Raw genomic sequence first — 14,653 nt, 5'->3', positions numbered from 1 at the left:
TTTGGTAGCAGGCGCTATGGACTGGAAGGCTCCAGAGTACTAGCGGGGATATGAGGACTAGGATTCTCAGGCTCGGAATGGCCAGTTCGTGGCGCTGCTGAAAATAAACCATAACGCGACCCCATTTGAGCAAGACTTGGTCTTTCTTGAGTTGCATTCTTTAAATTTTTAAAGCGATGTTGATAACTTGGTGTGTAAAGTCCTAATAATTTAAGCAAATTAGCGACCAACTGTTTGAGTCCTTCATACGTAAAAGCGTTAAAATTATGATACTTGAGCATAGTCGTCTGAAAGGTAGGAATTTTGACAAACTCTTTAATTTTCGCAAGGCGGTCTTTGACTGATAATTTAAGTTCGAAGGCGAGGTCTTTTTCATCTTGCTGATTGCATGCAATATCTTTTAATTGATGAAGCAAGGCATTTTTATCATCAAGTGTGCGTTTGCTTTCAAATAAAGGAGTGAGAGACCATTTCTTACTTTTTATCGCTTCATTAGCTTCACCAATATAACTCCTGAACTGTTCTATGGCTGCTTTAATATTGTTAAGTTGCTTATAGTCTTCATAATGCTCCTGCTCAAATTGCCTTATTTTTTCAGACAATAATGCGACAAGATTTTTTCGAATATCAAGGCTGTCGCGCTCTTCAATAATTCGGGAGACAATTTCACTCTCAAAGGATTTTAAGTATTTATACAATTCTTCCCGATATTCGACTTCACTGTGAATAAGACCAAAATGTTTTGAGCTTAACAATTTGGCCTGTTCGTTAAAAAGCTTAGTCGCGTAATCAGTAATATATTGCTTATCTTGAGTTTCTTTGCATTTTTTCACATCCTGTAAAAAATGAATTTTTTCGTCGATCGTATCAATAGCCAATTGATGAGATGCATGCAGTTCATGATAATGACTCACACAGGCGGATAATATTTCTTCAACAGAAGCCAGAAGTTTATCTTGAGTGACAACATCACTTACAGGCAGCTCATGAAAGGACAACTCCTCTAAGGTGAACGGCAAACACACTTTTTGTGCTACCGGAACAATGAAGTGATTAAAATCATCGACTAATGCTTCAGCAAGGTTTAGGCAGGTAGCTTCTTTTTCGCCAGGATCATGTATAGTGTCTTTAAACACTTGGACTTGTTTTGAAAAGCGTTGTAAAACGACTTCTTTATCTTTTACAAGCTTCAGTTCACGTCCAATGGAGGTTTTATGATTTGATGCATCCTTCATTTCCAACTCTATGGGGATCATGCTTTGCACTAGACTCAAGTGCTGCTGTGTTGGAAGTTCTAAGGATTCAATCATTCCGATGAAAAAGGCATCAAGAATATCACGCAAGGGTTGTGAAACGGTACCCGGCAATAGAGCAAACTTATCTTCCCAATGATTCGCTTCCAACAGTATTTGTAGCATCAATTCATTTCTAATGCTCTTCAGATTATCCATAACTGCATCATGGGTAGATGTGGTTACTATCTCAAGTTTCACACGCAAATCCTTGAACAACTTATACATTGTTGAAGTTTCAAAGAATAATTTCAAGTAACTGCTTGAGTGTTTAATAATTCGTTGAATATCTTGCGCAATTTTATAAGCGTTTTCATGAGATGACTGAATGTCCGAGCGTTCTAAAACTTCGCCCTGCCTACCCGCTTTAATATGTTCTGGCAACACCATCATAGCATTCAATACATGCAAAATTGTCTGATTAACTTCGGGGGCGGGAGTCGATTCAGAAGATGAATTCATCGTGGAACGATCTGCTTCTTCTTGATCAGTCATACCAGGTAAATAAGGCCGCAGCAATGACTTCATATTATTCTGAGCAAATTTAAGCTTCTGCACAATATCCCCGGCCATCTGAACGGTATAAGGATCAGAACAGAGCGCATTTGTTAATAATACTAAGTTGTATACATGAACACTGGCGCGGCCGATTCTCATCACGTATACCGATTTTATGCTTTTATCATGCAGCGTTTCTAAGTGTATAAACAATTGCTCCAGATGATAAGCTGCGTTAATTAAACGCTTTAGCATTAACACTTGGCTACTTTGAGAGTAAATACCGGTACTGACTCCCAATTCAGGAAAAGGAATGCCTTCTTTCGCAGGTTTTAATTCTCTTCGTACCGCAGCATTAAAAATACTAGTGAATTTTTCTAAGCTCTCTTTAAATGCTCTAAATGCCTTGGAATATTCAGTATGGCTAATCACATGATTGGCTCGCTCATCGCGTTTGATAGCATCTAAAGGTTTTGTAGCTTGTTCTATAACTAATGCCTCTCTATTTAGTCGCGAACATTGGATTTTCTTTTCATTCGCAAGATCAATGAATCCTCTAATTTTACGAATAAATTCTGGCTTATAAGAAAAAAAGTCTTGTGCTGTGATGTCTGAGTGTTGACTGTTAGAATTTATGGATAACGCCATCACCATAGAGTCATCAAGAGGAAAACTATTATGCTCTTGTGCAAACAAATGAACCCAGTAAGGCTGAAAAATGGCATATAAATTACGAAGTTCTTGTTTTGGCTGAACGGGTAAATCGTTAATGATTTGTGTCGCTGGATACCGTTCTAATACCTTAGAAAATGCCTCATAGGCATTCATTGCATCGGCAAGTTTGGCTTGGTACAGGCTGTAAAAACGATACAATGCCAAAGTTTGTTTTGAACTCAGTTCTTCTAGATTCTGAACCAAATTATGGCCATCTTGTAATTCAAAGTGCAAGGCTTCATCGGTTTCATCGGCTTTAATCCCCAATACTGTTGCTTCATCAATTAAATTAAAGCCATCTTGAATTTCACATGGCAAAAGCGTCAAAGAAGCATTGGTTTGGATTGCTTGAATCAGCTCTTGATTTAAGGTGAATTGGAAAAGATTGGTACTGACTTCTTTTCCAACCAAAGCCAATAAATGTTGCTCACTCCTAAGGATGAAGCTAATACTGTCATTGTATTCGACTACCCAAGAAATTAAGCGACGAGGATTAAATGAGTAAGAAGCCTGAGAGGTCAAGCTGGCCACTAGATCAGAATCGACTAGATTTGTTTGATGAATATAAGGCTGAATGAGGTGATAATGGCTGGCTAGTTCTTGTTTAACCAACTCAGGTAAATCTTTAAGCCGCATCCCTCTAACATGAGGCTGCTTTAACAAAGAAAAAAATTTGTTTAAGGAGAATTTAATTTGTTCTAAACACAACAATTCCACTTTAATCTTGCTCATTCGCTGATGCGCTCGTTCAAGCCGAGCTGCGTGGAATATTGTATCCTCCAAAGTTAAAAGATGAGGCTGCCTTTTTGAAAAATCAACGTATTTATTCGTGTAATGAACTATAGTATCGTAAAAATTTTGAAGATGCTGTTTTAAATGACTGGATAAAAACCCTGGCCTTAACATCGTCGCTTCTTCAAGTTTATCCATAGCAGCCAGAAGATCGGTGGATAGTAAATATTTTAAGGCCTCCATCTTAGAACATACCGAAGCCTGAGCCGTTTCGTTAAGATGATTAGCTTCCTCGATGATGCTTAAGGAAAGAGTAAAGAGCTGATGAAAGATTCTGAGGTAATTAAATACTTTTACAGAAAAGAAAAAGCTTCCATCTTGCAAGTTCTCAATGGCATGCAATAAGAGCAAAGCATGATTACGAAGGGTTTCAAGCTGATGGGGATCAAGATGAGAACGCTCGCCTGCGGAAGCTAATTCTGAGTAAGCTTGTATTTTCTTAGACCATTCATCTAAGTATCGTGGAATCTCTGCTGTAAATTGCGTCAAAAACTGATAATCAGCGCCTTCCTTCGGATTTAATTGTTCAATTCCAAATCCTGAGTAAACACCCATTAGATAAGCGACTTGCTTTTGATCATAGCTCTTAAGTTTTGTATGTCCGCGATGCGATGTAAGTTCGAGTATTTTGGAGAAACATAAATTGAGTTGTTCAAACGTTACTGGATGACTAAAATCTGGGTTCAATTCAGATAGCGTTAGCTCATCCGTAATAATGGTTCCAAGTGGGCTAATCACTCGGTAAAGCATACACTCGCCTTGAACTTTGACTTGTATATTACCAGGTTCTATTCGAGTGGTATTTTCAATCCAGGGGGATAAAGAGTACCCATAAGCGTACCCCATCGCGTTTTGAGTCTTGGTCCTGACAAACTGATCCACTAACTGGAACAAAGGGGAAAGCAGCGACAATTCATGACTAAACACCCCACGAAGTTCAACATCAACGTGAGTGATTAAATAAGCGGCATAATACGCCTTCTCCATTGTTTGGTTATACAAGGTATTTACATCACTTGCCTGGCTAAACACATGAGAAAAAGAAAGATCCCCATCTAATGCTAAACCCTCAATATCCAATAGGATCATTTCACCAAAGTAAAGTGCATTAAGTATTTTTTTTACTTGTGATACTTGGGCAGGTTCTAAGTCAAACTCAGCAAAAGGTAGCCGTTGTGATCTGAGAACATTAAGATGCCTAGTTCGCTCATCAAGGGGAAGATCGGCGCGCATTAGCTCAACATAGAGCGGTTTTAATGTCTCAAGCTTCTCTACCTGCAAATCAAGTGTTGGAAAAAAATCTTTTAATTTAGGGCTAAAATAATCTTGCTGTAGCGCCTTTAAAATTCTATAACGAACAATGTTGACTATTCGAGAAAACTTTTTATTTTTTAACGATTGTAAGAGTGAGTAATGATCGTACATGGTTCACACAACTAGGATCAGTTTCCTGAGAATCAAAATCATATTACAAATCCAATGATAAGTCAATTTTTGAACAAATTGTTGGTTAACAAATGGATATTTACAAGGGTAGTTCTTGTTGCAGGTTCTGTTGGTGTGTTTCCAAACCTAAAGCATCGAAAAATTGAACCAAGGTTGCTGTACCCAAGGTCAAGGATGGCGAGATTCTGGCCTTGATGTTCTTAATTGAACCATAATTACTTTCAAGGAATGGTTACAAAATACGTTGATCTATTTCTTTAAAAAAATTAAATCCCAAACGCCATGTCCTAATCGTTGCCCACGCCGCTCAAATTTCGTAAGTGGTCGCGACTCAGGTCTAAGTGAATAACCACCTTCTAATTGGGCATTGCTAAGTTGTGGTTCCGTGCTAAGTACCGCTAGCATTTGTTCAGCATAATCTTGCCAGTCTGTGGCGCAATGAATAAATCCGCCAGATTTCAATTTTGTGATCAGCAAGGCAATGAAATCAGGCTGTATTAATCGACGTTTATGATGACGTTTTTTAGGCCACGGATCTGGAAAAAAGATCTGAACCCCATGCAGGGCATGGTCTGGCAAATTATTGTTAATGACCTCCACAGCATCAAACGAGGCAATTCGAACATTATTTATGCCATGCTCATATAAATCAGCCACCAAACTTCCTACGCCAGCACGATGCACTTCAATACCAATAAAATTGGTTTGCGGTTGCGCCTTAGCCATAGCGAATAAGGAAGACCCCATTCCAAATCCAATTTCAACAATGGTATTGGCTTCACGACCAAATAGTTCATTGAAATTCCAAACACCTGGTTGAGGTGGCAATTCATAAGACTGAGCCCAGGAATCTAAGGCGAGTTGCTGACGGTTACTGACACGCCCAGCTCGAAGAACATAACTTTTGATTTTACGTTGCATAACTTTGCTCAGATAAAAGTATCTTATTATACGCTACTTGTGCATTTTTCAACACTATTTTCAACCCTCCCAGCAGCCTAAAATCACAGAAGCAAATTGTTATTTTTAGACCAGGGTCATCCTTTAAATAAATTATAAGGTCCCATAAGATACCGTTATGGATTCTTCCCTACAACTATGAATAAAGGATAAAGTGTTTTCATCCGCACAATGAATAGGACTTTGACTCCGGCTATCAAGAATATCGATAGAGGCCCCTGCGTCAAGTAACAATTGAACTCCTTTCCTATCTTTTTTTATCACTGCATGATGCAAAGGCGTTCTATCATCTTTATCCTGAAGATCCAATAAAGCACCTGCTTTGATGAGTATCTGAACGCAGTCATATTGACCATAGTGAATGGCCCAATGCAAAGCTCCGCGCTTATAGGTCGGATCGAATGCATTGAGTTCCTCTGGAGCCATTGAACGAACTAGTATTTTTAGTTCAAACAAACGTCCCCATGAAGCAGCCCGTCTTAAACCTTGACCTTGCGTAATCGTCGTCTCTGCTTGTTTTCGCAATGAACGCAAGGCATAGGCCGCCTGATCCTCTAGACGACTAGCCTTAGGGGCACCAATAAAGCTTAATAATCTTGGCGCTAACGTTCCATTGGCTTTCGTAATAAGCGTTTGATTCGCATCGGCTAATCGTTCTCTGACCGGTGTCATTTCTAACAATGTTCGCGCCCTATCTAAGTCGGCTGGCTTCAAAGGTTTAGACTCAAAGAGAAGAGCCGATAATTCAACCATGAACTTCGGCATTAGGCCAACTAGGGAGGTGTCGCTATACACAAGAGATTTCAATGCCATCAGGTATGAGATAACAAAACTAACGTTGTTGGATATATCTTGATAATACGTTAATTTTCTATCTTGCATTGCCTCTAATGTACTCATAACGCCCGTTGCTAACACCAAATGGGTTGAGTTCATCATCATATGACGCATTACGCCATACTCTAATGACTGGTGAAACTTAACATTGCAAGAGGTTGTGCGGGAATAAGGAAATCTCCTACTCGCTGTTAAGACTTGATTTACATCAGTAAAATTCCCAACCAAAATATACTCTTCCACGGGATCAGTTAAATTCATATACTGTGCAATTAGGGCTGGATCTCTAGAGTCAATATTTGCACTTAAATACATAAACCCATAATTTACAGTTGGAACGAGCGTGCGTTGTCCAGCAGTTAATTCAGATAATTCACTCGTTTGGGCAATGTGTGGCAATCCCAGAGCCTCTGGGGCTAGCCCAGAAGCATTTATCAATACATCAGCTGGTTCAAAAAACTCATAAAGACTAGGTTGCGTAGAACTATAAAGGATTTTCTGCATTATTTTTTGGATATCATTGTTAACCGTCTCACCATTAGGTGCCATAATGGTTAACAGTTTACTATCAGCCGAAAGTACACGTTTAATAACCTCCGCTGGAGCATATTTACAGCGATTTGCTTCTATAAAGGCAATCACATTCTGCGTTAGCGAATCAAACCGCTCTAAAGAGCACAGCCCAACTTCAACGCCTTCGATATCAACGCGATCTCTACCTACAGATTTATATAGGCTTTCAAAGCGGCTCATGCCATCTAAGGTACTGGTCAATATGACATCAATATCTTGACCTGAACGTTTAATTTCACGCATTAGATCACGGGCCATGGTACCGGCTAAAACGAAATCACCGCGTGCCGTAGAATTGTGACAGTTCGCATACACTAGAATTATATTTGACATAAAGAATCACTCGTACGATAGACTAGAGGCTACGCGCGATTCTACGTTAAAAAAATTAAGAAAATATTAACAACAAGGGCTTATTGGGAGCAAAATCATTAATAATTTGCCATTTTCTGGGCGGCTAATGTACAATTAGATAACAGATGTTTTTGCCATTTATAGAGAAAACGAACCAGACACATTGCATCTTGGACCAAATTTTGCTATAAAACGCCACCTGTTAATAATTTCCGTTCTTGATTAAGACAAAATAAGACACTTTGGAGCAAGCTATGTCAAGAGTATGCCAAGTAACTGGCAAGCGACCCATCACTGGAAACAACGTATCGCATGCCAATAACAAAACCAGAAGACGTTTTCTGCCTAACATTAAAACACACCGTTTTTGGGTAGAAGAAGAAAATCGCTATGTAACCTTGAAAGTAAGCACCAAAGGCATGCGAATTATTGATAAATTGGGCATTAAAAAAGTTCTCGACCAGATGAGAGAAAAAGGCGAGAAAATCTAATTTTAAAGGGGAAAAACTGTGGCAGCCGTTACAACTAAAGTTAAATTGGAATCCACTGCGGGAACTGGTTACTTCGTAACCACCACCAAGAATCCACGCAACCATCCTGAAAAGATGGAGCTGATGAAATACGATCCTGTTGTTCGTAAACACGTGCTCTTTAAAGAGAAAAAATTAAAATAATTGTAACTATTCACCTACCTCACTTCGTCCGACTTCCTGCGGCTTGACCGCGGGATCCAGGAATCTTTCTACATCGCTGGATCCTGCGGCCAAGCCGCAGGAAGTAGGCAATGGTAAGATCAATTACAAATAATATTGATTATTCTAAAAAAAACCTCTGATTCTATAGTGAGCACGTTATGCGTGCGGCGTAGTGATGCTTAACTGCTTTTTCTAGGATTATAAGCTTGTTTTGAACCTGATCAGCATTTATTAACAAGCGATTCAGGTTTAAACAAGCTTTTTTATTTCTTTCATTTTTCCTCTTCATTGCCCTACAATTATTCTAAATCGCTTAACCCATTGATTTAATTAACTCAGGCCTCTTCTTCCTAGGCTTATCTCCATTGCGCTGTTCTTGAAAACTGGATAAACGCTCCAAATTGATTAAACTGATAGTAAGAGAAGTTTAGTTTTGAAGGATTGTTATGAAGCCATCATTACAGCTGAATTTATCAAACCAGCTTACGCTTACCCCGCAATTACAACATGCTATTCGTTTACTCCAACTATCAACCATCGACTTACGCCAAGAAATTCAGCAAGTAATGGAGTCAAATCCACTACTCGAAACTAATGTTACTGAGTCTTATGAAGCGGCTATTGAAGACGAGAGGTTGGAGAAAGAAGACGAGTTTAGCGATGTAGAATGGTCCACTCTGTACACCATTTCAAAGGCCAGTAATCAGCGTTTTAATGAAAGTGAATACATTTTCGAAAATCTTCATTGCACCAAAGAAAGTTTACATGAGCACCTATTATGGCAAATTAATTTAACATCAATGAGCGATGTGGATCGAGCTATTGCCACCACTTTGATAGATGCCATTGATGACAACGGCTTCTTAACCTTAGACCTTAAAGACATTCATAAAAGCTTAAATTCTGAAACGCTACCCATCGATCTTAAAGAAATTGAAGCGGTATTGCATTTGATTCAGCAGCTTGATCCCATAGGTTGCGGCGCCCAAAGCTTAGCAGAAACATTAATTCTTCAACTGCGGCAGATGCAAGGCCCTATTACCCATCGAGAATTAACCGAGAAAATAATTCTTGAACACCTAGATCTCTTAGGTCAACACAATTATCAAAAAATTAAAAAAATCTTTAACATTGACGATGCTACTCTAGAACAAGTGCTTCATACTATCATGCATTTGAACCCCAGGCCGGGCAGTTTGATCGCTCAAATAGAAACAGGCTATGTTATTCCTGATTTGATTGTTAAAAAGAATGGAACCCACTGGCAGGTTACTTTAAATCCTGATACCCTGCCTCAATTAAGCATTAATAAAACCTATGCCTCTATGATTAAACGGGCGAATAATAGCGTTGAAAATCAGTTTTTAAAAACTAATTTGCAAGAAGCTCGCTGGCTTCTCAAAGGAATTCAAAATCGTCAAGAGACTTTACTAAACGTCGCGCAATTTATCGTTGAAGTTCAGAAAGATTTTTTTGAGTTAGGTGATGAGGCAATGAAGCCTTTAATATTAAATGATGTAGCGCACGCTTTAGATATGCACGAGTCAACCATTTCTCGAGTTACGACTCAAAAATACATGCATACTCCTCGCGGCGTTTTTGAGTTGAAATTCTTTTTTTCGAGTCATGTGTCCTCCTGTAACGGCGGCGAATGTTCCTCAACCGCAATCCGCGCTTTGATTAAAAAAATAATTGCTGCTGAAAATCCACAAAAACCGCTGAGTGATAGCAAGCTGGTTAAATTCCTTGCGGAGCAAGGTGTGGATATTGCTCGCCGCACCGTTACAAAATATCGCGAAGAACTAGGGATCCCTTCTTCTTTCGAACGCAAACAAATTCGTAGTTCGTTTTAACCTTCAGTAAAGGAGAGCGTTATGCAAATCAATTTAACCGGTCATCGAATGGAAGTTACGCCAGCGCTTAGGAATTTCACAGAAGAAAAACTTGATAAATTAGAAAAGCATTTTGACAAAATTATGGCCATTAACGTCGTGTTTGATGTTGAAAAATTAAGACAAATTGCTGAAGCAACCGTTTTGGTGGCGAAAGGCGAATTGCATGCCAGTTCCGAATCTACGGACATGTATACAGCAATTGATAACTTGGTTGAAAAATTAGATAGGCAATTAATCAAACATAAAGAAAAATTACGCAATCATCGCGAATAATCTTTTAATGTATTCCCTAAAACGCCAAGAATATCTTGGCGTTTTTTCTGCTTGTTAACTCATTGAAAAGGTAACCAAAATTTCATGGGCGGTCACTTTTTGCCCACCCTAGCCTAGCTTAGCTTAGCTTAGTTTTCTCTTGTTTTTCATATACATAAAATCGAAACACAGGTACAATCAAATATTAGAATAACCAAGTTCTCTATCAATTAAACAGGAGGTTGCCGTGTTAAATAAAGTCATCGCTTCAAGTTCTCTTCTCATACTTTTTTTTGGTTCAGTACTGCACGCCAAAGATAGCAATACTGTATTGCAGAACTCAGCGTTAGATATTGGCCTGACTGCCTTATATTTAAAGACATACTCTGAGTCTTTGCCCACGAATTCTGTTAATTCCCATTCAAGCGAGTTTGAACGGGTTAATACATCGTTTGAAGGCCCTTGGGATTGGGCGGGGATTTTAGAAGGGAGCTATCATTTTATGGATAGAGCGGATCTAATTTTAAACTGGATGTATTATTCTGTTGATTACAATGGAACAGATCTAATAAATCATATTGGGGGGGATAATCCGCGACAGGATATTTCAAGAAACTCAGGAAAACTTAAGATTAATTCTGTTAATGCCGAAGCAGGCCAATCGTTTGATGTATCAGCAAAAGGAACCGCTCGACTTTCTGGTGGTGTTCAATATTTGAACATAAAAGATAAACTAAGCAACTCAGAGGTTAACAGCGTTGGGGAGTTGCCTACTCTCATTAACGACTCATATCAAGGACTGGGTCCCCGTGTTGGGCTTGATGCAAATTATAAACTTAAGGGAAATTTTGCCGTTTTTGCCAATAGTGCGGCTACTATTTTATTAGCTAGACATAAACAGAGCACATCTTCACGTCAATCTTCATCGCCTTCAAGTCCTAGCACTTTTCGCTCTTCACATAGAGATATAACAATACCAGAGCTAGAAGTAAAGCTAGGTATATCGGTTAACAAACCAATACAGCATGGCGTTGTTTCACTGGCTGCCGGGTGGACGGCAATCAATTATTTCAATCTACTAGCTCAACAACTAAATACCAGTGATAAAAATAACCTCACCTTAAGCGGTCCTTTCTTACAGGGTAAATGGGTAGGTTAACTGATAATTAATTTTTATAGAAAGCCACCACCTGGTGGCTTTGATACTTATGGTTAGACAAAATTTCTTCTCTTTTATCGTTTATTTGTTTTACGCATTATTTGTACTTTCTTTTTTTCATTCTGATTTCGAAGACTTGCGAATTCTATTGCTTAGTTATTCGATAATGGTGTTTTCTCTTTTAACACTGAGTTTAAAATTTCTCTATGAAAAAAAACCGTTATCTATCAATATAATCAAAATTTTGCTTTTACTTTGGTTAACTAACGCCACCCTCCCTGTCGTATTTAATATTGTTCAGCCTACGGCGCAATTTGGATTGTTTCAATGTTGTGTATGGGTTTTCTCTTTTTTTATTATTGCTAGCAGCGAAAATAGCGCAAAAAATTGGAATCAGTTTAAAAAATTGATTTTTGTTTTAGGAGTTATATTTTCATCCTGGGCACTAGCGCAACACTATATTTATCATCACATGGCTTCAGGCCCTTTTGGTACTCGTAACAGCAACGGTGCTTTTCTGATGCTAACCGCGCTAATTATATGTTCTGAACTTTTGCGATACAGCACTGGCCAAGAAAAGATAAATATAATATTTTTTTCACGTCGAAGAATCTTATATACCGTTGCATTTTTTATTGTTAATTTGGGTTTGCTACTAAGTTTTAGTCGCGGCATCTATTTAAGTTATGGATTTTCATTATTATTTCTGTTTATTATTAACGCCAATCGTTCGACACTCAAAATTATCTTAGGGTTAAGCACGATCCTCCTGCTTTCGCTCATTTTTCTTTATTTAACTGCTTCAGAATCTATCCAGCACCGGTTTGATATGCTGGAACATGAAAAATCACGAATGATCATTTGGAAAGGCGCATGGCATTTGTGGCGAGAATCTGCCTGGTACGGTATAGGAATTGAAAATTTCAAATATTTTTATCAGGCATTTAGTCTTCCTGGTGACGGCTCTTCCCTAGAAAATGCCCACAATGACTATTTACAGCTTCTTATTGAAACAGGTATTCCTGGAATCACTATAATAGCTGCTTTAATTCTTATATTTTTTTATTATTTCATACGATACTTAAGAAGCTCAAACCCTGTTTCATCGAGTCGTGCGACAATTACAACTCAATTTGCTATGGTATCCTCCTTAGCAATGTATAGTGTTGTAGATTTTGTTTTTTATATCTTTTCGTTTAATATTCTCTTGGGTGTACTCTTGGGATTTTTTTACCAACATCTTAAGGATCAAGGCTGTGTTCACCCCATCATCAATATAACATTTAGTTATAAAAAAAACTTTATTGTCCTTTTGGCAGGAGTATTTTTATTTATAACCAATTTATTTACGCATTTGTTTCTTTATAGTTTTTATACCGCTCAGGCTAATGATTATATCAAACATGAAAGATTGCCTGAGGCCACGAAGTCGTATCATCAGGCCAAGCAACACTTTAATACTCCTTATGCATATAATAATTTAGTCTCGCTCTATTTAGAACAAGCAAAAATGGCATCAGATCCATCTGGAAAACTTAACTTAATAGATAAGGCTGAGCGTATCATAGCAGAAACAATAGCGCTTCATCCGTATAACGCTGAGCCGTATTTCCAACAAGGTATCATATACGCTCTATACTATAATGAGATTGTAAAAGCCCAAACTGCTTTTGAAACCTTTTTACAATTGAAACCACATGCTAATTTCGAACGCCTAACTTTTTGCTACTTTTTATTGGAACAAGATCAGACCCATTATGCTCAATCTATCTTAGAAAAAGGATTACTGTATCCAATCGATCGCTATTATGCGCCAAAGTATCTTGAATTACTTGCCAACCTGCGCTTAGAAAACGGTGATATCGTTGGTTCGCAGAAAATTGTCGAAGCACTATCGGATTTAGATAACTATCGATTAGACTACAGTGCTTTTGCTAATTAATTAATAAGTTCATGAATTCAGTACCTAAGACGCATTACGAAATTTCAATGAAACCGCTGGTCAAATTTTATGTGATTTTATTGATATTGCTGGGTATATCACTCACGCTGTACGTCGCTAACTAAAGATATTTGCGATTGCCCGATTCCCAACCCGTCTCACCTTGTTTCTTTGTCTTCACATCAAGTAAAATAAACTCACTTTTATTGATATTTATTATTATGCAATTTCGAAAATTTCTTGATCCGAATCGGATTTGTATCGATTCTACAGCGCAAAGCAAAACTGCGGTATTATTGAAAATAAGCCAACTATTAAATCAAAATCACCCTGAATTGGAAGTCGAATCATTGTTTGATGCGTTCTGGCGGCGAGATAGTCTAGGAAGTACCGCTATAGGGCATGGCATAATACTTCCTCATATCAGAAGCACTCTGATTAATCACACATTGGGATGCTTTATCAAACTAAAGCACCCTGTTGATTTTGGCGCAGAAGATAAACAACCCATAGATTTGGTCGTTGGATTGATTGGGCCGCAGGAAAATCCTGAAGAACATTTGCAAATCCTTAGAAGTCTTATCACGCAATTTAGTAAGCCCGAGTTCCGTAAAGCTTGTCGTTTAGCTGAAGACCATGAAACCTTGCACCGTATTATTTACAAATCATCCGAACAAATGACCATTAGAGAGCTAGAATCTTTAGAATTTTAGTAAATTCATTAAAATCCACTAAGATATGCACGGCTGTCCCATCATAAATTTATGTGCACTTATAAGCATTGTTGACTCTTTCTAACTCTAAACTCGTCGTTGCGAGCCATGGCAAAGCAATCCAGCTCGATGTGTTTAATGCACGTCGATCTGGATCGCTTCACTTCGTTCGCAAAGACGTCATTTTAATGGAACAGCCCAGCTAAGAAATGCTAATTCAATTGCAGCGGTTATAAGACCATGCTACATTGTAGCCGCTATGATTAAAACTACGATTCCAATTATTAACAAACTCGGACTGCACGCAAGAGCTTCTGCAAAGTTCGTAGCGACTGCTGCACGATACCAAAGCCATATTGAGGTCAGTAAAGACTCCCAAACCGTAAACGGCAAAAGTATTATGGGAGTGATGATGCTCGCCGCAAATAAAGGCAGCGAGTTAACATTGCAAATTGATGGCCCCGATGAAGCTGAAATGACTAAAGCTCTGGTTGACTTAATCAATGATCGTTTTGGAGAGCCTGAGTAACG

11 protein-coding genes are annotated in these 14,653 nt (G+C 38.4%); 8 read left to right on the top strand and 3 right to left on the bottom strand.

What is annotated here, in order from left to right; all coding sequences use genetic code 11:
* Positions 1-14: 14 nt before the first annotated feature.
* From E1O47_RS03995 to ankY, 3 genes are all read right to left on the bottom strand, one after another.
* Complete coding sequence (locus E1O47_RS03995; RefSeq protein ID WP_133129981.1) at positions 15-4,721, bottom strand: hypothetical protein; 4,707 nt, start codon at positions 4,719-4,721, stop codon at positions 15-17.
* Between the two features lie 270 nt (positions 4,722-4,991).
* Positions 4,992-5,663 (bottom strand): tRNA (guanosine(46)-N7)-methyltransferase TrmB, encoded by a 672-nt coding sequence (gene trmB, locus E1O47_RS03990; protein WP_133129980.1) that lies wholly within the window; start codon positions 5,661-5,663, stop codon positions 4,992-4,994.
* 132 nt (positions 5,664-5,795) lie between these two features.
* Positions 5,796-7,445 (bottom strand): Dot/Icm T4SS effector AnkY/LegA9, encoded by a 1,650-nt coding sequence (ankY, locus tag E1O47_RS03985; protein WP_133129979.1) that lies wholly within the window; start codon positions 7,443-7,445, stop codon positions 5,796-5,798.
* 275 nt (positions 7,446-7,720) lie between these two features.
* Between ankY and rpmB the strand changes: the two genes are divergently transcribed.
* The 8 genes from rpmB to E1O47_RS03945 all read left to right on the top strand — a co-directional run bounded on the left by rpmB (position 7,721) and on the right by E1O47_RS03945 (position 14,651).
* Positions 7,721-7,957, top strand: a complete 237-nt coding sequence (rpmB, locus tag E1O47_RS03980) for a 50S ribosomal protein L28 (protein WP_133129978.1) — start codon at positions 7,721-7,723, stop codon at positions 7,955-7,957.
* 18 nt (positions 7,958-7,975) lie between these two features.
* Positions 7,976-8,140: a 50S ribosomal protein L33 gene (rpmG, locus tag E1O47_RS03975; RefSeq protein WP_133129977.1), complete on the top strand. Its 165-nt coding sequence runs from the start codon at positions 7,976-7,978 to the stop codon at positions 8,138-8,140.
* Between the two features lie 467 nt (positions 8,141-8,607).
* Complete coding sequence (locus tag E1O47_RS03970) at positions 8,608-10,014, top strand: RNA polymerase factor sigma-54 (RefSeq protein WP_133129976.1); 1,407 nt, start codon at positions 8,608-8,610, stop codon at positions 10,012-10,014.
* Positions 10,015-10,035: 21 nt separating this feature from the next.
* Positions 10,036-10,329 (top strand): ribosome hibernation-promoting factor, HPF/YfiA family, encoded by a 294-nt coding sequence (gene hpf, locus E1O47_RS03965; RefSeq protein WP_133129975.1) that lies wholly within the window; start codon positions 10,036-10,038, stop codon positions 10,327-10,329.
* A gap of 226 nt (positions 10,330-10,555) precedes the next feature.
* Positions 10,556-11,467: an Lpg1974 family pore-forming outer membrane protein gene (locus E1O47_RS03960; RefSeq protein WP_165475034.1), complete on the top strand. Its 912-nt coding sequence runs from the start codon at positions 10,556-10,558 to the stop codon at positions 11,465-11,467.
* Positions 11,468-11,516: 49 nt separating this feature from the next.
* Entirely contained in the window at positions 11,517-13,409 is a 1,893-nt protein-coding gene (locus E1O47_RS03955; RefSeq protein ID WP_133129973.1) for an O-antigen ligase family protein, read from the top strand.
* Positions 13,410-13,630: 221 nt separating this feature from the next.
* Entirely contained in the window at positions 13,631-14,122 is a 492-nt protein-coding gene (locus E1O47_RS03950; protein WP_133129972.1) for a PTS sugar transporter subunit IIA, read from the top strand.
* 259 nt (positions 14,123-14,381) lie between these two features.
* On the top strand, positions 14,382-14,651 hold the full coding sequence (locus E1O47_RS03945) for an HPr family phosphocarrier protein (protein ID WP_133129971.1): 270 nt from the start codon (positions 14,382-14,384) through the stop codon (positions 14,649-14,651).
* Positions 14,652-14,653: the final 2 nt, after the last annotated feature.

The sequence above is a fragment of the Legionella yabuuchiae genome (assembly GCF_900640115.1).
GTDB lineage: Bacteria > Pseudomonadota > Gammaproteobacteria > Legionellales > Legionellaceae > Legionella_A > Legionella_A yabuuchiae.
Note: the sequence above shows the minus strand (reverse complement) of the source record. Positions and strands in the feature narration are given on the sequence as shown.